Here is an 18,945-nt window from a genome sequence, read left to right on the forward strand (position 1 = left end):
TCCTAGCGAAATGAATCCCGTGGATTTCTTCGAGCCGTTTCGGAGCATTTCCTAGAAATTCTCAGGACGGCTCTACGTTTGTCGCCAGATTTTGCGCTCTTGCGTTTTTCCTGAATTCGTGCCGCTGCACACATCACAGCGTCTCCGGCGCGTCGAAGTAGCGCCACGCTGCGGCGACGCCGATGCCCAAGGTCTTTGCCACCACTTCGGGCGCCGCACCGGAGCGGACCAGGTTCGCGGCGAGAGCGTTGCGCAGTGACGTAGGCACGGCGTCCGGACCGACTCCAGTCGCCTGTCGCAGCCGGCGGCAAGCCAGTTGAAGCGATCTCGCGCTGAAGCGGGTCCCACGCGCCGTAACGAACAATGGTGCGCTCGGCGGAAGCTCAAAGGGCTGTGCTAGAAGGTAGCGCTCCAGCCACTCTTTGGCGTCCGCCGAAACGATGCCGGGCCGCCCATTCAGGTGCGAGCCGGTTACCCTGACCGTCGAAAGCCGTGGGTTGTAGTCGCCTCGGTTCAACGCTACCAGCTCGGCGGTCGTGAGACCGGACGACGCAGCCAAGCGAAGCGCAGCGTGATCGCGCGCGTGTGTCCATGACTCATCGCGACCGCTCGGCGACACCGCGAGCATGATCTCGATGACGTCGTCGCCGACGGCCGCGCGGCGGACCCTACCGCAGGGTGGGAAGCGGCAGCTCAGCAGCTTCGAGCAGTCATAGGAACGCTCCAGGCTAAGAAAGCGGGCAAAACTTCGCAACGCGGAGAAGCGTCTAAAGATGGTGGACTGCGCCGTGCCGGTCGCGGCCCAGGTGGCCGCGATGCCATCGACGACCGACTGGTCGATCCGCACGATCGCGGCTACCCCGTCGGAGCCGAGCGCAGCTGCAAGATCCCGAATGTCCCGCGCATAGCAGTCCATCGTCGACGCCGATGCATCCGCATCTCTCAAGCCGTCCAACCAGGCCGAGCTCTCCGGAGAAAATGGCGAAGTCATGGGCGACCGGATCTTCATTCAGAGCTCCACGAAATCGGCGCTTTCGATGGCATCCACCACCTTGGCCAGCAACGCCCATATCGACTGCCGTCGATAATGGTCGAACACCTTGGTGCTGGCGAGCCGCGGCGGGGTCCCTGCGAGCGGGTTGGCGGTCTCCAGCACGTCGATGCCGTAGTCGGATCGGTCGGCCAGATCGCTCAGATTGGATATCCGGATGCTTGCGATTGAGCGCCGAAGATGTGTCGAGCCTCCCGGCAGAAGTTCAATATGAACGCGGATCATGGGGTATTCCTCGGCGTATCGGTTGCGACAGTTGCGATGGGTTGTCGGACGGGCGTTCGACCCCGGAAGAGATCCATCGCTTCGTCGCCGCTTACGTAACGTCGGGCAACGAGGGCCTCCGCGATCCGGACGACGGCGGCCGCGTGCCGCGTGATTATCCCGGTCGCTCGCCGCTCGAGCATTTTCAGTCGGTCGTCGACCTGCTTGGCGAGCCTCGCATCTCTACTGACCATGGCCAGCGCTTCGCCATCGGCGCCGCGGTAGACGAGCCCACCGAGCAGAGGCGTCGACGTAAAGGCGGCCGCGAGGAGCGATGTGCAGATCGCCAGGTCGCTCAACTGAGTGCCACCGGCCCCAGTCGAAACCGAGCCGAGGACCACCTTCTCTGCACAGAGACCCCCGAGCAGAAAAACGACATGGGTCTCCAGACGATCGAGCGTCCACACTCGGTTGTCGTCGAAATTCAGGCGAGCATCGCCACCGATCTTTCCCCGGTTGAGAATCCTGGCGCTGAGAGGTTTGCCCCCGGTCGCGATGCTGGCGACCAGGTGACCCGCCTCATGTACCGCCACCCGACGCAAGACCGCCTGGGGAAGTGCCGGCCCGCTACCTTCCCTGACGAGGTCGTCGACATTGAGAGGCCGGCCGGCACGCCTTGCGGCGCGCCGCGCCGCTCTTGCGACGTCCATCGCTTCGGCCGGGGAGATGCCTTCGAGCAGACGCGCCGCGGATGACAGATCCATACCCTCGAGAGCCGTGCCTCGAAGATGATATCGCAGGACGTTGGCCAGGCCTGCCGCGTCGGGTCGGGGAATCTCGATCGTGCGTTCGAAGCGCCCGGGACGCAGGAGTGCGGGATCGATGGCGTCGAGCCGGTTGGTCATTCCCAACACGCACAGCCCGACGTTGCTCTCATTGTCGGACATGACGGAATCCAAACTCGTCAACATCTCGCCTACGACGACCGAAAAAAAGTCGCTGTTGTGCCGCGACAGCCGGTTTCTAGAAGGCAGTTCATCCAATTCGTCGAATGCCAAAAGACATCCGCGCTGCCCTGACGGTCCAAAACGAGCCGCTTCCGCTCGAGCCTTGCTGAACACGGCCTTGAGCGACTTGACGACATCGCCCAAGTGTCCTTCGCGTTCGGCGAAAAAATCTGAGATCTTCGCGACGACGAGGCCGGTGCCTGCCGCCAAGGCGAGAGAATTTACGAAAAAATTTTTCCCGTGGCCCGGCTCTGAATGCAGAATCGCGCCGTGGTCCGCTTCCGCCCACTGTATGGATCCTCGTCTCCAATCTTGGACATCCTTCACGAAGTTCAGGCCAAAAATTCGAGCGGCACCGCCGAACTCGATCGCGTCAGAGAGGATCGGCGCACCTTCGACATGGGGCGAGCTCTGCCGCCGGCGCATCGCGAGGGTCGCAAGCCGCTCTAGCGCGTCGGAAGCCGTCGATCCGCTCCTGAAGATGGAAACCAGATCGTTCAGATCGAGACCTGACGTGTCGGCGATGCGGCTGCTCGGTATGCGTCCCGTCAATGGCAGCAGAGTTCTGAGAAGGACGCGGACCGACTTGGCGTCGGGCGGAGCCAGTTTCACGGTGACGTCGGCCGACAGCAGCAGAGTGGTCGGCAAGAAACGCTGCGGATCCGTCGATATCCCGACGACGCTGCGTCCCGCGACAAGGCACTTCGCTACCTCTTCGTTTCCGACGTGATTGACGTCGATCGACTTGTTCGAGCCGACGCGTGCGATAGTCATGACGCGAGCCTCGCTTAGATATTCGTCGACTGCCTCCATCCATGCCGAGGAGGGGACCTGAACGACGCTCGCGACCGGGCGTCCCGCCGCAATGGCTCGCCTCAGCGACGGAGGGGCGGCCCGCCGAAAAGCCTCGGCTACGATCGCGCCGCGAACCTTTTTCGCATTCAGCCGCGCGTCAGGTCGATCGGAGCGGCGAGCGGGAACTTCATCCGGTGGACCTTCGATCGCTGCCTCCAGGTCGGTGACCTCCGGATCGTCTTCCGGAGCGGGCAACATACCGTGCCGCAGTTTGGAGAACCCCCCGGTCATGAGCGAGACCTCACGGTCGTCGACGGGCTCAGCGGCGTCGAAATGTCGATTTCGACCTCGTTGCGGCATGCGAGCGATAGCACCGACGCAAACGGATCGAGAGGTCCGGGTACTAAAGTGCAGAGATGATGGAGTGACATCGGCCCGTCCTCCGCCAAGGCCGCGAGCAGGCGGTGCCGCATGTCCGGCGGGACCGAAAAGCGTCGGTACGTCCAGATCGCGCGAGCCGTGGAGAAGCGGGGCTCCTTGAGAATATCCGCTCCGGTCAATGTGTAGGGCGCCAGGCCCCGCGCCCGAAGTTCCCGATCGAACGCATCGGCTTCTCCGAGCGACCGCAGCGGCCGGGCGACCTCGAGGTCCAGATACCGCCAGCCGGCATTTGTCCGGAAGGTGACGACTTGAAGATCTACCGGCTGCGCTTCGGTCCCCGCCGTACCGAGGAAGCCGATTTCAAGAATTTCGGGGTCCAACGTTGCCTGAAGCAAGGCGTCCCTGACGATCCCGCCAGGGTGCGGAATCGGTCGTGAAGCCTTTGCCGAAACGAAATCGGCAGATCGGGGGCGGATCCTGTGGTCGAAGCGCATGGCTCATGTCCGGTCGAAGGTTGGGTCGAGAAGAAGCCGTTGTCGTGCGGCGCGGGGGTGATCTCGTCGTCCATCGCGTCCTCCTAGATGTCGAACGTGAAGCAGGGATCGAAGTCATCGTTTTCCCAGCGCGAGACAGCGTCCCAGGGGCCGTATCCCTTGCAGTTCGCGATGAGCTTCACGCCCTCGACCGCCAGCTCGAAGCTGACGTGCGTGTGCCCGCTGATGGCCGCGTCCAGACCGAGAGCGAACACTTCCGGGCAGCGCGAAGCGTAGGCCGGGCCCAAGAGATCCTGCTCGTCCGTGGTCGACGCCGGACGGCTCCGACCGCCGAAAGCGTGGAGAGGATGATGGGTGACGAGGAGCCGTTTCGATGTCTTCGGGCCGCCGAACGTCGACGAGATGAACTCGCGGGTCTTGCGATGGCGGGCGAGCGTGTCGCGAGGACGGAGCCGCCGGGCATAGCGATCCGTCCGGATCCGACGGTAGTCGTTCATGCCGGCGGCGGCCGCGAGCATGGAGTTCTCCGGCGTGCCGTACAGTTCGAAGTCGGTCCACCCGACGGCGCCGGCGATGAGGACGCCGCCTTTGCCGCCGATCAACTTGGCTTCGTCATCAAGTACGACGACGTTGGTGCCGAAGGCGGCCTCGCGGGCCTTCTCGATCTCGCGGTCGATGTCCCGCCCAAAGAATTCGTGATTGCCGGCCACCACCACGACCGGATGGTCGTCGATACGCTCGGCCAACCACTTCACGCCCCGCGCGAAGCCCGGCATGAGATCGCCGGCGCAAACGAACACGTCATAGGTGGGCCGCTTCGAAGGAGAGGGCAGGTCCCAGCCCCTCGCGGTTTCGATATGGAGATCGCTCATGGTCCAGATGCGCACGCCCTCACTCCTTTGCCGGGAGCGAGCGCGGATCGACCGCTACGAAGACGTCGTTAATTCGGTCATAACGACCAAGAATGATCGGTCCCGGACGTTTGCCGTCGAACGACCGCACGACATGCAGGTTTTCGAAGCCACGCACCTCGCGCACCTTCACCCCGTTCGCATGCGCCACACACGCGGTGACAAGTTCCGAGCCGACTTGGTGAAGACATCCCTCGCGGCCGCACCGCTCGCACGTGCACGCCGAACCGGCCTCCGCCAGCGCGATGGCGTACTGGATCGCGGCCTCGATATCCGGAAGACGCGCGAACGACGAGGAACGATGGTAATTGAGCCTCAGCACTCCGGATCGTCTGGAGATCGCTGTGATCTTCAGTGGCGAGGCACCGACCGCCGTCGCGATCCGGGCGATGGCTCGGCACACGATCTGCTGCCAACCATCATCCACCAGCGACAGGCCGGAGACATGCCCGGCGACCGTGGCGCCGTCGAACAACTCGGGAAACCGATCGATGAGCCGTTGACGCCATTCGCACATCCGGAACCTCAGCGCGGTGCGTGGGAGCGGAGTGGTGGCACCCGGGCAAACCCGCCAAGACACACGCGGGCGTCGACGATCGGGTCGCAGTCGATGTCGATCGCGACGGCGCCCTCGCAGGCGAGCGCGAAGACCCAGTCGCGGAGACCAAAGCCCAGACTGGCAACGGTACAGTCGCCGCCGTCCTCGATGGCCGCGAAGATCCGCTCTCGGCCATCGACCGGAACTGGTCGATTGCGAGACGCCCAGACCAGCCTGGCGTTCGATGACCGCGGTCGCGAGTACACGTCGTCCAGCGAGAGAGGCACGATCATCGCCCGAAGTTCATCGGCCGCGAGCAGAAGTGTTCCTTCGTCGTCGAGATCGCGAAGCGGAGGTCCGACGTCGAGGATCAACCGAGCGTTACCGCGCGTCGCAAGCAAAAGATCCAGCGGGTAGGCGACCCCGCAAAGAGTGACCGAAGCGACGTGCTCGATAGCCGTCACAGCGGGATCGAGGGCCAACTGAATCAAGAGATCGAGCCGGACCGCGTCGCTGACCGGAACCGGGGTCGGGCTTTTGGCGGTCAGGAAGGGGCGGAGGTCGGACTGATGGCCGGGAATATCGACGCACATGACTGAAGAACTCCTTGGACGATGAACTGCGCGATCCGTACCGTCGCCCTGTCGTTCTCTTCGTCGTCGTTCATGTTGATCGCCGCATTTCCAATCCGATCACAGCCAAATAGCTGTGCGCCCTCGTTGAGTCAATAGATAGCTAGCTATCTAGGAGCGCGGAAAAGAACAATCGTGGGCATGGAATCAGTGCGGCGAGGAGCAGGCGATGTGCTACGAAGCTGTGAACAGAGGCATTAAAATCGTCCGTTTCGGCTATTCGGGAACGGGTCTCGATGGTATGCGTCTTTTGATAGTCAGCTATCCACGATTGACTTTGCGGAGATCGGCGAATGAAGCGGCCCAAGATCGATGTGTCGGAGGCCCGAGAGGGGGAGGAGGGCAGGCGGCAGATTTTGCTTTATTTGCCCAAGGACCTCATCAAGGCTCTCAAGTCGGCGGCGATCGAGGACGGCAAGCCGGCCTATATTCTCGCCGAGAAGGCGATCGACGCTTATCTCAAAGGACGCAAGGTGAGGTCCCGCTCGGCGAAGTGAGAGGCCTCTCTCGTCGGAGGAAAAGGGCCTTCCAGCGGCGCCCGCGGTTCCTCCGGGCCTTTGCGCGCTCATCGGGCATTGCGTCCCGCAGCGGATGACGGTTTCCGACGACGGCCGGACTTGATACCGTAGACGCGCGAGATCGCGCAGCACGCACGGGATCCGCCCGCGATTTGGCTAAGCCCAAAGCCTCATGCCCCGAGTCCGCGTAAATCCGTAGGTAGCGAACCGAGGACACGCGCAAGGGCAACCTGTGAGTGAACGCCGCACTTCTCAAAACATTGTTTCAGGTGCGTCTTAACCGTCGCCGGCGATATCCCGAGCAATGCCGCGGCCTCGGGGCCGCTCAGTCCGCTTCCGATGAGTACGGCGACGCGGGCCTCGGCCGGAGTCAGGCCGAAGGTGACTTGGACCGCGTCTACAGATGCGCGCGATCGCGTGCTGGGGTCGAGGATCAAGACCAACACACGCGCCTGAGGAAGCATTTCCCAGAACACGAATGCAGGAGGTGGCAGCGGAACGGAAAGTACCAGAAGCGGAGCTGCTCCGGATGGACGGGTCAGGCGCAGGGGGTAGCCAAGCTCTTTGCCGGCACCTAGGGCAACGGCCAGCGATAGCCTCAAGGCGCGGTGCAGGGCGCTTGTTTCCGTCGGCAAGGCCGCAGCGAGTCGAAGGCCACCGTTCCGCTCTGCCCTGAGGCCGTCGTCGGAGCTAATCAAGGCTTCGGCCGCCGGATTCGCCAAGGTGATGCAGCCGCTGCCGTTGAGAAGGAGAGCAGGAGTGGGCAGTAGCTGCAGAACCCTGCCTAGCTGCCGCGTACCATCTTCGAGATCGCCCAACCGCATGGTGACGTCGAGCGCGCGCCCCAGATGTGGGACGAGCCGCTGAAGACGCAGCAGCGACTCGTCTATGCTATCGGCGCCGCGCGCCGATAGCATGAAGCCGAATCCTCCAACCCCGCCGCCAAGGCGCATCGATTGATGGCTGAATTGGACGGCGTCGACGATACGTTGCGGAGCCAGAACATCGGTGTAAAACCCGGTCTTGCGGATGGCGCCAAGCTCCGTCAAAGAGTTGACGGCGACCGCCTTGCCGGAGGGGGCGCTCCTCATGGCCTCCGACCACAGATTCCATTGATAGTGCTTGTGGTAGGTTTCGAGGGATTCCGGAGACAGTCGACCCATCACGGTGAGCGGACGACCCCGCTTTGGCACCTGGGTAATGAGACCTCCGATGGCGCCGAGGTGATCGGAGGTTCGCGTCAGGACATCGGGCCAGCTCTCGGGATTGGCGATCGCGCCGTAGATCACGTCGAGCAACGCATCGTCCTGCGGCTTCATGATGTCTAGCTCTTCGAAAGCCCGCAATATTCGAGCAGACTAGGTTAGGCGGCAGACTTCATTGCAGAATCCATGATCCCCCGATCGGGGGATAACAGCGACACGATGATCATGCCAATCTGCGCAACTGCAAGCAAGTGTGGCATTTGGGGGGCCGGCATGGTCTTCAGACAGCTTAAGGCGACGATGCGTTGGTCGGCGAGCATGGCAACTCTCATCTGTGGCTTGGTCGCACTCGGACCGCTGTCGCACGCACAAGAGAAGGTGACCTTCCCATCTACCGACGGCGACCTGAAGAACGGGACGCCCACCGCAATCAGCGGTTACCTGTACAAGCCGTCTGGACCGGGCCCGTTTGCCGCCGTTGTCAGCATTCATGGATGCGATGGCGCCACGAACGATAAGGGCGAGGTCCGTCCATTGTACGGGACGTGGGGTGAGGTTCTCTCTCAGAATGGTTACGTGGTCCTGTTGATCGATTCATTTCAACCACGCGGCCATGGCAGCCTATGCGCGTTACTGCCGGTCTTCTCGCGACCCGTCCTTCCGAACCGAGAGACGCCGATGGATGCGTTCGGCGCATTGAATTATTTGAGGACGCGTTCCGACGTCCGCCCCGACAGCATTGCCATCTTGGGGCAATCGTATGGTGGAATGGCAATGATGTTTACCATTGCCGCTGCCAGCTTGCCTACGGCTGTATCGCCTGAAAAGGATTTTCGCGCAGCGATCGCCCTTTACCCGAACTGCCCTCCGGTCGCGGACAAAGATCCCAAATGGCAGCCTCGTCAACCGATGCTGCTCCTGATGGGCGAGGCGGACACGGCCACGCCTGCCGGGCCATGCAAGGACATGATAGTGCGCGCAAGAGAGGCTGGCAGCCCTCCGATCGAGGCGCACTTCTATCCAGATACAGTTCACGCGTTCGACCATCCGAACCTTCCACTGGCGCCAATGACGAGTCAGAGGCGGCCGGACGGCAGCGCACCCATGATGGGTTCAAATCCGGAAGCGCGCGCCGATGCGATTGGTCGCGTCAATCGGTTTCTGGCGAGCGAATTGAAGTAGATGATCGTTGGGATGACTTGATAAAGCAGAAGCTTCGCCAGTCGCGTCTGACGCGCGTTGCCAGGCGACCGATCACACGTGACGAGAATTCCGAGGTCTAACCCCGCATGGGAGAGTGCGATGCGCTTCTTTGGGCTGGTGATTTGCGCTGCGCTCGTGCTCGAGTTCCTTGGATCACCTCCCGCATGGGCACAGGATCGACCCGCCGCCTACACTCGTCTTACGGCCGTCGACCTCAAGTGGAATGCTCTGCCGTCTATGGGAAGGGGTGCGCAAATTGCCGTCCTCTATGGAAATCCGGCAAAGCCGGGCTTGTTCGTAGTCCGCGTCAAGTTGCCGGCGAACTTCAAGTTGCCTGTGCACTCCCATCCAGACGAACGGGTTCGCACCATCATTGCGGGCACGTACTATTCGGCGATCGGCGACAGCGTCGACAGCACAAAGCTGGTCGCTTTTCCACAAGGCACGTTCTCGCACGTGCCGCCCCGAGTTTGGCAGTTCGCAGAAACGAAGAATGAAGAGGTCGTATTCCAGGTGACTGGTATTGGTCCAACCGGGATAGACTATCTGAACTCTAGCGACGACCCGCGAATGGCTCAGTAGGCATCTCGTTGCATCCGGAGAGGCGGGCGCCGATCGCACCTCAGGAATTGACGCAGTGTTATGCCGGACGTCGCCTCGGGTGCGGAGCGTTTGCCCTCATGCGTTGATTTGGATCAATATCGTCGGTGCGAGCGCTCCTATTTGGAGAGAAGAATTCTGCTCTTTGTCGGGAGACAGGTTTGGCAACCGAAATTCACCCTCAGGCTCCTCATAAGCTTCCGTTCTTCCTGCCGGGGGCCGATGGCTCCGACGTGCTCCTGGTGGTGATGGGGGTCTTCTTGGTAGGGGTGATCTTTTCCGTGGGAGTGCTTTACTGGAAGCTGCACAGCCTGCCCGAGCGGATGGCGCACAAGTCGCAAAAGCTGCAGTTCGAGTTCGTCGCCGTGCTCGGCCTGATCTCCTTGTTCACCGGGATGCACGCGTTCTGGATCGCCGGTTTGCTGTTGGCTTTGATCGACATTCCCGACTTCGGCACGCCGCTGCGAGGCATTGCCGGATCGGTGGAGCGAATAGCCGATGCGAAATCCGAGGCAGCCGAGACCACCGGCCTATCTCCAACCCTCCGAAATGACCCGGAGCGTCGCGTAGGCTAGAGCTTGCGTTGCAACGCGGAACTCAAAGAAGGCGAAGTCGGTTGCAGTAACTTCTTGTAGCCGGGGTAGCCGCAGCGAGCGCGGCAACTTTGTCGCACCCCGCGTTTTTGCTGAGGACAACCGACCGAGCGACGTGTAGGAGTGCCAAGTATGCCGAGTCGCCCATAGCGACAGCGCCACTTCTGCCTCTGCGGATTTGCCTCGCGTTATGCCGATCGCCGCCACCAGCAATGCTCTACTTCGCCGGCTACGCGATCTGCTGGTTCTGTTGCTTGCGTTCGGCCATTTGAGCGCCGCCGTCCTCCATAGTGCCCATATCGACCATGTGGCAATCACCGGCTCGACCGAGACCGTCTTTTCGACTGCAGGGCTGGGAAGCACGACCGGTGGCGACAGCGTTCTGACCGAACGGCATTGCCACGGGTGCTTCTCCGTCTCGCCCGCTCGGGCCACGGCAGCCTGGTCGCTCGCTGCGGCCGTGACGAAGCCGGTCGCTATGCCGACGAAGCGGCTGACCGGCACCTCCTCCGCATTGGATACTCCCCCTCCAAAGGCCTGATCTGAACGAACCCGCTCGGCGCATCCGTGCGCCTTCTTGCCTTCGTTTGCAGGTCTATTTCCATGTCTTCTGAGATCGCTGCCGCGCGAGAAGCGCGAGCGCATGTATTCGTCGCTTTGCCCATGGGTTTCGAGACGCGGGAGCGGCGTTCGTCGTCGGCCGGTCGATGCGGCTTGGGAACCCTCGTTTGCCTGGCGCTGCGCGACCGCGCCCGCCGCGCAGCGAGAAGCGCGCCATGAAGCGGCTTTTCGCGAACTCGGTCCTGGCAACTATCGCCTTGGCCGCAATCGGCTTCTTCCTGTTGAACTTGCCTCAGCAGAGCTCCGGCAAGCAATCGGAGGCGGGGCATGGCCACGAAGAAGGAGGTCACGCCGACGGCGTCGAAATGAGCGACGACAAGCTCAGGTCTTCCGATATCGAGCTCCTCGTCGCAGCGCCCGGCGTTCTTCGCGACAGTCTACTCCTCAACGGCATTTTGCAGCCAAATCAAGAGGCTCTCGTTCAGGTAACTCCGCGATTTCCAGGAGTCGTCCGCGAGATCAAGGCGAGCGTCGGTCATCGCGTCGAAAAGAACGACCTCCTGGCCAAGATCGAGAGCAACCAGAGTCTCACGACGTATGAGATCCGGGCGCCGTTGGCCGGCACGGTCATCGACCGCCAAATTTCTCTCGGTGAATACGCGTCGGAGCAAAAGGCAGCCTTCACGATCGCCGATATTTCCACCGTATGGGTCGACCTATCCGTCTATCGACGGGACCTGAAGCGGGTGCGGGAAGGCGACAAGGTCGTCATCGACGTCGGCGACGGCGGGAAGCCGATCGAGGCCAGGCTGACCTACATTTCGCCTGTCGGCAGTGCGGATACGCAGAGCGCTCTTGCGCGCACCAGCGTGCCGAACGAGGGGACAAGACTGAGGCCAGGCATGTTCGTCACGGCGCGCCTGATGCTCTCGGACAAGTCCGCGCCGATCGTCGTCAAATCGACCGCCGTCCAAAGCTTCGAAAACCGCAACGTCGTCTTCGTCCGCAATGGCCTGAAATTCGAGGTGCGCGAGGTCGAGCTGGGTGCTCGCGATCGCGAGCACGTCGAGGTGCAGTTCGGCCTGGAGGAGGGCGACCTGTACGTGGGACGGAACAGTTTCATCGTCAAGGCGGAAATAGCCAAGGGAACAGCCGCCCATGAGCACTGAGCAGGGCCCGATCGGCGACCGGAAGCACGGGGTCATCACCGCAATAATCGCATTCTCGATACGCCAGCGATGGCTGGTCCTCTTTGCGGTGCTTGCGGTCGGGGCGATAGGAGCCTGGAACTTCACGCGCCTTCCGATCGACGCGGTACCGGACATCACCAACGTCCAGGTGCAGATCAACGTGAGCGCGGCGGGCTATTCACCTCTGGAGGTCGAACAGCGCATCACGTTTCCAGTCGAAACCGGCATGGGCGGGCTACCGAACCTCCAGTACACACGGTCGCTGTCCAGATACGGACTAAGCCAGGTCACCGTCGTCTTCGCCGACGGCACGAACATCTATTTCGCGCGCCAGTTGGTCAACGAGCGTTTGCAACAGGTGAAAGACCTCCTGCCGAACGGCATCGAAATGGCGATGGGACCGATTTCGACGGGCCTCGGCGAGATATTCATGTTCGCCGTCGAGGCGAAGAAGGCAGCCAAAAACCCCGACGGGAGCGAGATCAGCCCGATAGACCTCCGCACGATCCAGGATTGGATCATCAAGCCGCAGTTGCGGACGGTGCCCGGCGTGGTCGAGGTCAACACCATCGGCGGGTTCGAGAGGCAATTCCACGTCCTGCCCGATCCTACCAAGCTGATGGCGTATCGGCTGAATTTTCGCGATGTGATGACCGCGCTTGCGTCGAACAATGCCAACGTCGGCGCGGGCTACATCGAGCGGAACGGCGAACAATACCTGGTTCGCACGCCGGGGCAGGTGGGCGACGCGAGCGACATCCGAAACATCGTGATCGGGGCGCGGGAAGGGATCCCGGTCCGGATCGGCGACATCGCAGAGGTGATCGAAGGGCGAGAGCTCCGTACCGGTTCGGCAACGCTGAATGGGCGCGAGACCGTCGTCGGCACGGCCATGCTGCTCATCGGCGAAAACAGCCGCACGGTGGCCCAGCGTGTATCGGCGAAGCTGGACGAGATCGCGAAATCCCTGCCCGACGGTGTGGTGGCGAGGGCGCTCTACGACCGCACGCGCCTCGTCGAGGCCACGATCGCTACCGTGGAGAAGAATTTGCTCGAGGGCGCGATCCTCGTCATCGTGATCCTGCTGCTGATCCTCGGCAACTTCAGAGCGGCCGTCGCCACCGCGCTCGTCATTCCCTTGTCGATGCTCATTACCGTGACGGGAATGGTCGAGAATAAGGTCAGCGCGAACCTCATGTCGCTCGGCGCCATCGACTTCGGCATTATCATCGACGGTGCGGTCATCATCGTCGAGAACTGCCTGCGGCTGCTTGCGGAGGAGCAGCACCGCAGAGGGCGCATACTGAGCCGCGAGGAGCGTTTCGATACGATTTTGGCGGGAGCAGGGGAGGTCGTGCAGCCCAGCCTATTCGGCACCCTCATCATCGCGGTCGTCTACCTCCCGGTTCTCACGTTGACGGGCGTCGAAGGGAAGATGTTCACGCCCATGGCCCTGACAGTTCTCATGGCGTTGGGCGGCGCCGCGATCCTGTCGATGACCTTTGTTCCGGCCGCTGTTGCCATTCTGGTGACCGGCAAAGTGACCGAGAAAGAGAACTGGTTCATGCGCGGGGCTCGCTTCGCCTATGTGCCGCTTCTCGATGCCTCGATACGCAATCGACACATGGTCGCACTGGCGGCCGGCGCGTTGGTGATCGTCAGCGGAATTGCCGCGTCTCGCATGGGCGGCGAGTTCATACCCTCGCTCGATGAAGGCGATGTCGCCACACACGCGATGCGCATTCCAGGGACGAGCCTGACGCAGGCCGTGGATATGCAGATCAAGCTGGAGGAGGCCATCCGGAGGGTGCCTGAGGTCCGTGAGGTCTTTTCCAAGATCGGCACGGCAGAGGTGGCGACCGATCCGATGCCGCCGAACGTCGCCGACACTTACATCATGCTCAAACCCCACGCTCAGTGGCCTGATCCTTCGATGACCAAGGCGCAGCTCGTCTCCAAGATCGAAAAGGTCGTCGCGGAGGTGCCGGGCAACAACTATGAGTTCACCCAGCCGATTCAGATGCGCTTCAACGAGTTGATATCGGGCGTTCGTAGCGACGTCGGGGTCAAGATCTTCGGCGACGACCTGAACACGCTTCTGCAGGTCGCCGGCCAGGTGCAAAGCGTGCTGCAAGGTGTGCAGGGAGCTGCAGACGTGAAGACGGAGCAGGTCTCCGGGCTGCCCGTGCTCACGGTCAAATTGAACCGGCAGGCCTTGGCACGACAAGGCCTGAGCATCTCCGATGTGCAGGGCATCGTCGAGATCGCGGTCGGAGGCAAGAGCGCCGGCCTGGTGTTCGAAGGCGATCGTCGTTTCGAAATCATCGTTCGGCTGCCCGAACACCTTCGCTCGGATATGGAAGCGATCCGCAATCTTCCGATCCCTCTTCCCGTGCGCGAAGGTCAGGCTGGGGCCATCAAGGCGGCTTGGGGAAATTCACCGTTGGGGCAGGTCCGTTATGTCCCGCTCTCCTCGGTCGCCGAGATCGACGCGGCTCCGGGTCCCAATCAGATAAGCCGGGAAAACGGCAAGCGGCGCATCGTGGTCACCGCGAACGTGCGCGGCCGAGACCTCGGCTCGTTCGTTGCCGACGCCCAGCGGCGGATCACCGACGGTGTCAAGGTGCCGGCGGGTTACTGGATCACCTATGGAGGACAGTTCGAGCAGTTGGTTTCCGCAACCAAGCGGCTGACCATCGTCGTTCCGATCGCGCTGCTCCTGATCTTCGTGTTGCTCTTCATGAGCCTGGGAACTTTTGCCGATGCCGCATTGGTCTTCAGCGGGGTGCCGCTCGCGCTCACGGGTGGCATTGCCGCCCTGCTGCTGCGTGACATCCCGCTTTCGATCAGCGCCGGTATCGGGTTTATCGCGCTATCGGGCGTCGCAGTGCTGAATGGCCTGGTCATCATCGCGTTCATCCAGAAGCTGCGATCGGAGGGCCGCCCTGTCGTCGAAGCCGTTCGCGAGGGGGCGCTGACCCGGTTGAGGCCGGTTCTGATGACCGCCCTGGTGGCAAGCCTGGGATTCGTGCCCATGGCGATCGCGACCGGCGCCGGCGCCGAGGTGCAGCGGCCACTCGCTACCGTGGTCATCGGCGGGATCGTATCATCGACCATTTTGACGCTGCTGGTCTTGCCGGCGCTCTACACGCTCTTCCGTCGTGAAGCGGTCACGACGAAGTCGACTTCCGCAACCGCACAAGGAGAAACTGCATGAAACCCGCCGCATTCATACTCGCCGTACTGCTTTCGGTCGTCCCGGCTCACGCTCAACACTCACACGGTTCGAAGGGACCCAATGGCGGCGTTCTTGCGGATGCGGCCGGCGTGCATATCGAGTTCCTGCCGTCGGGAAATGCCGTGACGTTCAACGTCCTCAACGAGGACAACAAGCCCGTGTCGACTAAGGGCTATACGGCCTCCGCTCTGATCGTGAACGGCGACGATCGCGAGACGATTGTCCTTTCTCCGTCGGGAGAGAACGTCCTGAAGGGTGAAACGAAGAAGCCGATTACGGCATCCACCGCGATCACACTCATGATCAAGACGGACACGGGCAAGTCGGGCCAAGCCAAGTACAAGGGCTGAAGGCTCCATCCGACGACATTGTCGACGGCAAGGCAAAGCCGCGCGCAGTTATGTCGGCTCCAAGCCGAGAACCGAGCGCGCGGCGGTTCACATGCCTTGTGGATCCCGTCCGCTGCGATCCTCAAACCAAGCAAGCGCGGCGTAAGGGCGACCACCGGCCTCATTCGGCAGTTTGAAAGGCAGTCTTCCAATGTCCGACAAGACCGTCATCGGGCTATCGCGATTGATCACGCTGCAACAGCAATTGGACAAGGTTGCTCGAAACGTTGCCAACCAGACGACGACCGGATTCAAACGCGAGGGGCTTCAGTTCCGCGAATATCTCACGAAGGCCAAGGAAGCCGACGACATTCCCTCGGCTCCGATGCGATCGCTTGTGGCCGCCACCGGTTACACTGATTTTTCCGGCGGCCCGCTCAAGGCCACCGGGAATGGAACGGATGTCGCGGTCGTCGGTGACGGCTTCTTTGTCATCCGGACGGCTGCCGGAGATCGCTACACGCGGAACGGAGCGTTCACGCTCGACAAGGAAGGCCGCGTGGTCACGTTGTCGGGCGATATCGTGTTGACTGCGACCGGCCCCTTACAGGTTCCGCCACGCGATGGGCCGGTGAGCATCGGAGCCGATGGGACCATCTCGACGGCGAGGGGACCGATAGGACGTCTGCGCCTGGTCAAGTTCGAGGATAATGCCAAGTTGCGCGCCGAGGGAAACACTCTGTTTTCATCGGAGTTGCCTGCGAACGAGGTGCCTCCCGCGCAGATTAGGCTCGCTACGGGAGCCTTGGAGGGGGCGAACGTGAACGCGGTCCATGAAATGAGCAGTCTCGTCGCTGCGACCCGAGCCTACGATCAAGTTGCCAACACGATCCTGCGCGAAGACGACAAGAACGAACTTAGAAAGTTGGCTGGTGAGGATTTGTAGGCCACGAAGCGCTCGGCGGGCGGCAGCCCCAAGTGGGAACCCTTCGACAAGTGACGCATGCGCTCGCGATGTTTCGCGGATCGACTGAAGGTCGCCATCATGTTAGGTAGCCTCGTTGTCTTCACCAAGTGGGTGATCATTGTCGGTTAGTCAGGTCATATCGGGAACTCGGCGCATTACTGCGTTGCGCGGGATCGTGTCCGCTCTCCTGACCCTGGCGTACGTCCTGTCTGGCGTTCTGCATGGACTCGTTGATGTCGACGTCGCCGTTCGCTCCGGATCAGCCTCGACGATCGTGGCTACGGACGGCAAGAGCTCCCAATCGCCCGAACGGGGTTTGGTGGCCGATCACCACTGTCACGGTTGCTTTTCGGTGTCGGTCCCCGGGCCGGCGCAACAGGCGGAACTCACCTTGGATGTGAGGCCCGCTGAGTTGCCGAAATCGGCGGCTCCCCTATACGGGAATGTTCGCGGTCTTGATCCACCCCCGCCGAAATCTCTGACCTAAAGCGAACGACGCGGGACGCATCGCGCGTCCTGTTTCCGTTTTCCGTCGAACCTCCCTCGCGCCGCAGCGCGATGCTGTCGTCCCTGCCTTTGGGATGGCGACGGCGTCGCTCTCAAAGCCTTTGCGAGCTCAGCCAAGTTGCTGGGGCCGCGAGCATGCAGGCGACCTGGATCGACAGCGCATTTTTCAGAAGCCGCTCTTTCGGGGCCATTCCGTTTTGCAGGCGCCGTCGGCGACCGCATCGGAATTGAAGGATCACGTTATGGAAACCAAGCAAGTTGAAGGTTCGCAGACTCCGGCGCCGGACGACCTCCTGCAGCGATTGTCCTGGGAGGTGAAGCAAATTCACGGCTGTTTGAGCGAAGTGCAGAAGTGTTGGGCGGCCGGCCTGGGTGTCACGGTGGCTCAATGGAACATTCTGATGGCGATATCGCATCTTGCGGACGAAGAGGGGGTGCGGGTCAGCGTGGTGTCGGACAAGCTCGCCGTGGACGGGTCCTTTGTCACGGCGCAATCTCAATTGCTCGAGTCCAAAGGACTGATCCGCCGCAAGCCGAGCGCTACCGATCGCCGTGTTGTTCTCCTCGCGCTCTCGAGCAACGCTCGGTGGCAGATAGAAAACCTGTCTGGCTCCATGAACGCAGCGAACGCGTATGTTGCCAATAACGCGAGCGGCAAGGCTCACCGGCTTCTCGCAGAACTCGAGGAGCTGAAGAGCGTCCTCAAGCGCGCGAAGCTTCTGACGGCTTCGGACGCGCTCCGCCATTGGCCTCGCGGTCGCGACACCGCATGAAGTTTCTATCGATTTTGGTCTTGGCGGCGCTCAAACCGCTCTACTACCGATTCGCCGCTGCAATGCTGCGCGACACGTCGTGGCAGGAGCCCTTGTTCGAGTTGATGTCTCCAAAGCGCGGAGAGCGCCTCTTGGCGTTCGGACGGGGAAGCGCAGCGACGGCGATCTCGCTTGCGGAGCGGTTCACCGAGCTCAGTATCGTTGTAGCGGATCCCGATCCATCGATCGTCCGAAAGTCAAAGCGAGCGATCGAAGAACAGCACATTGAGAATATTACGTTCATCGACGCACCTTCCGTTGTGGCCCTTCCGGTTCACACCGGCAGCTTCGACCGCGCGATGTGCGTACTCGCCTTTCATCTGAGAACTCCCGATGAAAAGATCGCCTTGGCGAAGGAAACTTTCCGAATCCTGCGCCGTGGAGGTGTATTTTATGTTGCGGACTATGACCGACCGACCAGCCGCGAAGAGCGCATCGTCCTCAACCTTGCAGCGCAGATTTCAAGCAGGATTGCGGTTCAATCCCACGTCGATGGAACTTGGGGCAAACACTTCAAGAAGGCGGGCTTTACCGGGGCCAAACCGCAGTCCTCGCATTCGGTGCGGATCGGACGGGTTGCAATGCTATCGTTTAGGAAGCCGTGAAAGAACGTCGCATAAGACGGGTACGCTGCCTCCGAAGAAAAGCCTGCAGCTACGTCCCAGAACTGGGGCAGGGTTACCTGCATGCTCGATTCCTAGAAGTTGCGAGTGACACGCAACAAATGTTTGGGATTGTTATAATATTGCGGGTCGACGTGAGCCTTGTGCCCATGCTACCTACCAACTCGCGAACGTAGAGTGTGGTCATTGACGATTAGTCGGATCAGATCTGGATTGAGGCATGTTCCTGCTTTGCGCGGGATCGTGTCCGTTTTTCTGATCGTGACCTATCTGATGTCGGGTGCGCTGCATCGGTGTCTCGACCTTGACGTGACCAATCCAACCGGTTCCCCGGTGGCTTGGATGGTCGATACCAAGTCCGATAGCGGCCCTGAGACCGGTGCCATCGTCGACCATCACTGCCATGGCTGCTTCGCGGTATCCGTCGCAGGGCCTCCGCAGCAGGTCATGACCGTGATGGAACCCAAGCTGGCGGTCCTCATCCGGGCGACGGCCCCTCTGACCGACACCGTGCGCGGTCTCGATCCGCCCCCACCGAAGTTCCTGACCTGAAAATGACCGCTGGGCGCATCGCGCTCTGATTCCG

At 61.7% G+C, this 18,945-nt stretch carries 20 protein-coding genes; 12 read left to right on the plus strand and 8 right to left on the minus strand.

Going from position 1 to position 18,945, the window contains the following annotated elements; genetic code table 11:
* Nucleotides 1–133 precede the first annotated feature (133 nt).
* From DCM80_RS28170 to DCM80_RS28200, 7 genes are all read right to left on the minus strand, one after another.
* Nucleotides 134–1,009, minus strand: a complete 876-nt coding sequence (locus tag DCM80_RS28170) for a tyrosine-type recombinase/integrase (RefSeq protein ID WP_257194675.1) — start codon at nt 1,007–1,009, stop codon at nt 134–136.
* Nucleotides 1,010–1,276 (minus strand): hypothetical protein, encoded by a 267-nt coding sequence (locus DCM80_RS28175; protein WP_257194676.1) that lies wholly within the window; start codon nt 1,274–1,276, stop codon nt 1,010–1,012.
* Nucleotides 1,273–3,348, minus strand: a complete 2,076-nt coding sequence (locus tag DCM80_RS28180; RefSeq protein WP_257194677.1) for an AAA family ATPase — start codon at nt 3,346–3,348, stop codon at nt 1,273–1,275. The genes DCM80_RS28175 and DCM80_RS28180 overlap by 4 nt, the downstream gene beginning before the upstream one ends.
* Nucleotides 3,345–3,932 (minus strand): hypothetical protein, encoded by a 588-nt coding sequence (locus tag DCM80_RS28185; RefSeq protein ID WP_257194678.1) that lies wholly within the window; start codon nt 3,930–3,932, stop codon nt 3,345–3,347. The genes DCM80_RS28180 and DCM80_RS28185 overlap by 4 nt, the downstream gene beginning before the upstream one ends.
* 83 nt (nt 3,933–4,015) lie before the next feature.
* The gene (locus tag DCM80_RS28190) at nt 4,016–4,819 is read right to left on the minus strand and encodes a metallophosphoesterase (RefSeq protein WP_257194679.1); all 804 of its coding nucleotides are present in this window, start codon (nt 4,817–4,819) and stop codon (nt 4,016–4,018) included.
* Between the two features lie 4 nt (nt 4,820–4,823).
* Nucleotides 4,824–5,360: a hypothetical protein gene (locus DCM80_RS28195; protein ID WP_257194680.1), complete on the minus strand. Its 537-nt coding sequence runs from the start codon at nt 5,358–5,360 to the stop codon at nt 4,824–4,826.
* A gap of 8 nt (nt 5,361–5,368) precedes the next feature.
* Nucleotides 5,369–5,974: a hypothetical protein gene (locus tag DCM80_RS28200; protein WP_257194681.1), complete on the minus strand. Its 606-nt coding sequence runs from the start codon at nt 5,972–5,974 to the stop codon at nt 5,369–5,371.
* Between the two features lie 332 nt (nt 5,975–6,306).
* On the opposite strand from DCM80_RS28200, the gene DCM80_RS28205 reads away from it, so the two are divergent.
* A complete protein-coding gene (locus DCM80_RS28205; RefSeq protein WP_257194682.1) occupies nt 6,307–6,510 on the plus strand; it encodes a hypothetical protein in 204 nt (67 codons plus the stop codon).
* Between the two features lie 191 nt (nt 6,511–6,701).
* Here DCM80_RS28205 and DCM80_RS28210 read toward each other — a convergent pair whose 3' ends face one another.
* Complete coding sequence (locus DCM80_RS28210) at nt 6,702–7,850, minus strand: LuxR C-terminal-related transcriptional regulator (protein WP_257194683.1); 1,149 nt, start codon at nt 7,848–7,850, stop codon at nt 6,702–6,704.
* Nucleotides 7,851–7,955: 105 nt separating this feature from the next.
* Here DCM80_RS28210 and DCM80_RS28215 point away from each other — a divergent pair, with 105 nt between their 5' ends.
* From DCM80_RS28215 to DCM80_RS28265, 11 genes are all read left to right on the plus strand, one after another.
* Nucleotides 7,956–8,918 carry a dienelactone hydrolase family protein gene (locus tag DCM80_RS28215; protein ID WP_257194684.1) on the plus strand — a complete coding sequence of 321 codons (963 nt, stop codon included), beginning with the start codon at nt 7,956–7,958 and terminating at the stop codon, nt 8,916–8,918.
* Nucleotides 8,919–9,038: 120 nt separating this feature from the next.
* Nucleotides 9,039–9,521 (plus strand): cupin domain-containing protein, encoded by a 483-nt coding sequence (locus DCM80_RS28220; RefSeq protein WP_257194685.1) that lies wholly within the window; start codon nt 9,039–9,041, stop codon nt 9,519–9,521.
* A gap of 179 nt (nt 9,522–9,700) precedes the next feature.
* Entirely contained in the window at nt 9,701–10,114 is a 414-nt protein-coding gene (locus DCM80_RS28225; protein WP_257194686.1) for a hypothetical protein, read from the plus strand.
* A gap of 208 nt (nt 10,115–10,322) precedes the next feature.
* Nucleotides 10,323–10,673: a hypothetical protein gene (locus DCM80_RS28230; protein ID WP_257194687.1), complete on the plus strand. Its 351-nt coding sequence runs from the start codon at nt 10,323–10,325 to the stop codon at nt 10,671–10,673.
* Between the two features lie 235 nt (nt 10,674–10,908).
* Complete coding sequence (gene ihpB / locus DCM80_RS28235) at nt 10,909–11,862, plus strand: divalent metal ion exporter adaptor subunit IhpB (RefSeq protein ID WP_257179739.1); 954 nt, start codon at nt 10,909–10,911, stop codon at nt 11,860–11,862.
* Entirely contained in the window at nt 11,852–15,100 is a 3,249-nt protein-coding gene (locus DCM80_RS28240) for an efflux RND transporter permease subunit (protein WP_257194688.1), read from the plus strand. Before ihpB ends, DCM80_RS28240 begins: the two co-directional genes overlap by 11 nt.
* Nucleotides 15,097–15,471 (plus strand): hypothetical protein, encoded by a 375-nt coding sequence (locus DCM80_RS28245; protein WP_028136452.1) that lies wholly within the window; start codon nt 15,097–15,099, stop codon nt 15,469–15,471. The genes DCM80_RS28240 and DCM80_RS28245 overlap by 4 nt, the downstream gene beginning before the upstream one ends.
* A 190-nt stretch (nt 15,472–15,661) precedes the next feature.
* Nucleotides 15,662–16,396 carry a flagellar basal-body rod protein FlgF gene (gene flgF, locus DCM80_RS28250; RefSeq protein WP_257194689.1) on the plus strand — a complete coding sequence of 245 codons (735 nt, stop codon included), beginning with the start codon at nt 15,662–15,664 and terminating at the stop codon, nt 16,394–16,396.
* 770 nt (nt 16,397–17,166) lie between these two features.
* On the plus strand, nt 17,167–17,697 hold the full coding sequence (locus DCM80_RS28255; RefSeq protein WP_257194690.1) for a MarR family winged helix-turn-helix transcriptional regulator: 531 nt from the start codon (nt 17,167–17,169) through the stop codon (nt 17,695–17,697).
* On the plus strand, nt 17,694–18,341 hold the full coding sequence (locus DCM80_RS28260; RefSeq protein WP_257194691.1) for a class I SAM-dependent methyltransferase: 648 nt from the start codon (nt 17,694–17,696) through the stop codon (nt 18,339–18,341). The genes DCM80_RS28255 and DCM80_RS28260 overlap by 4 nt, the downstream gene beginning before the upstream one ends.
* A gap of 261 nt (nt 18,342–18,602) precedes the next feature.
* Nucleotides 18,603–18,911, plus strand: coding sequence for a hypothetical protein (locus DCM80_RS28265; protein ID WP_257194692.1), 309 nt, complete (start codon nt 18,603–18,605; stop codon nt 18,909–18,911).
* Nucleotides 18,912–18,945 lie beyond the last annotated feature (34 nt).

The organism is Bradyrhizobium sp. WBOS08 (genome assembly GCF_024585125.1).
Classification (GTDB): Bacteria; Pseudomonadota; Alphaproteobacteria; order Rhizobiales; family Xanthobacteraceae; genus Bradyrhizobium; species Bradyrhizobium japonicum_B.

What these genes read in the sequence shown, in the direction of transcription:
- DCM80_RS28170 (WP_257194675.1), bottom strand. Translation starts at nt 1,009, where the DNA reads ATGAAGATCCGGTCGCCCATGACTTCGCCATTTTCTCCGGAGAGCTCG.
- DCM80_RS28175 (WP_257194676.1), bottom strand. Translation starts at nt 1,276, where the DNA reads ATGATCCGCGTTCATATTGAACTTCTGCCGGGAGGCTCGACACATCTT.
- DCM80_RS28180 (WP_257194677.1), bottom strand. Translation starts at nt 3,348, where the DNA reads ATGACCGGGGGGTTCTCCAAACTGCGGCACGGTATGTTGCCCGCTCCG.
- DCM80_RS28185 (WP_257194678.1), bottom strand. Translation starts at nt 3,932, where the DNA reads ATGCGCTTCGACCACAGGATCCGCCCCCGATCTGCCGATTTCGTTTCG.
- DCM80_RS28195 (WP_257194680.1), bottom strand. Translation starts at nt 5,360, where the DNA reads ATGTGCGAATGGCGTCAACGGCTCATCGATCGGTTTCCCGAGTTGTTC.
- DCM80_RS28200 (WP_257194681.1), bottom strand. Translation starts at nt 5,974, where the DNA reads ATGTGCGTCGATATTCCCGGCCATCAGTCCGACCTCCGCCCCTTCCTG.
- DCM80_RS28205 (WP_257194682.1), top strand. Translation starts at nt 6,307, where the DNA reads ATGAAGCGGCCCAAGATCGATGTGTCGGAGGCCCGAGAGGGGGAGGAG.
- DCM80_RS28210 (WP_257194683.1), bottom strand. Translation starts at nt 7,850, where the DNA reads ATGAAGCCGCAGGACGATGCGTTGCTCGACGTGATCTACGGCGCGATC.
- DCM80_RS28215 (WP_257194684.1), top strand. Translation starts at nt 7,956, where the DNA reads ATGATCATGCCAATCTGCGCAACTGCAAGCAAGTGTGGCATTTGGGGG.
- DCM80_RS28220 (WP_257194685.1), top strand. Translation starts at nt 9,039, where the DNA reads ATGCGCTTCTTTGGGCTGGTGATTTGCGCTGCGCTCGTGCTCGAGTTC.
- DCM80_RS28230 (WP_257194687.1), top strand. Translation starts at nt 10,323, where the DNA reads ATGCCGATCGCCGCCACCAGCAATGCTCTACTTCGCCGGCTACGCGAT.
- ihpB (WP_257179739.1), top strand. Translation starts at nt 10,909, where the DNA reads ATGAAGCGGCTTTTCGCGAACTCGGTCCTGGCAACTATCGCCTTGGCC.
- DCM80_RS28240 (WP_257194688.1), top strand. Translation starts at nt 11,852, where the DNA reads ATGAGCACTGAGCAGGGCCCGATCGGCGACCGGAAGCACGGGGTCATC.
- DCM80_RS28245 (WP_028136452.1), top strand. Translation starts at nt 15,097, where the DNA reads ATGAAACCCGCCGCATTCATACTCGCCGTACTGCTTTCGGTCGTCCCG.
- flgF (WP_257194689.1), top strand. Translation starts at nt 15,662, where the DNA reads ATGTCCGACAAGACCGTCATCGGGCTATCGCGATTGATCACGCTGCAA.
- DCM80_RS28255 (WP_257194690.1), top strand. Translation starts at nt 17,167, where the DNA reads ATGGAAACCAAGCAAGTTGAAGGTTCGCAGACTCCGGCGCCGGACGAC.
- DCM80_RS28260 (WP_257194691.1), top strand. Translation starts at nt 17,694, where the DNA reads ATGAAGTTTCTATCGATTTTGGTCTTGGCGGCGCTCAAACCGCTCTAC.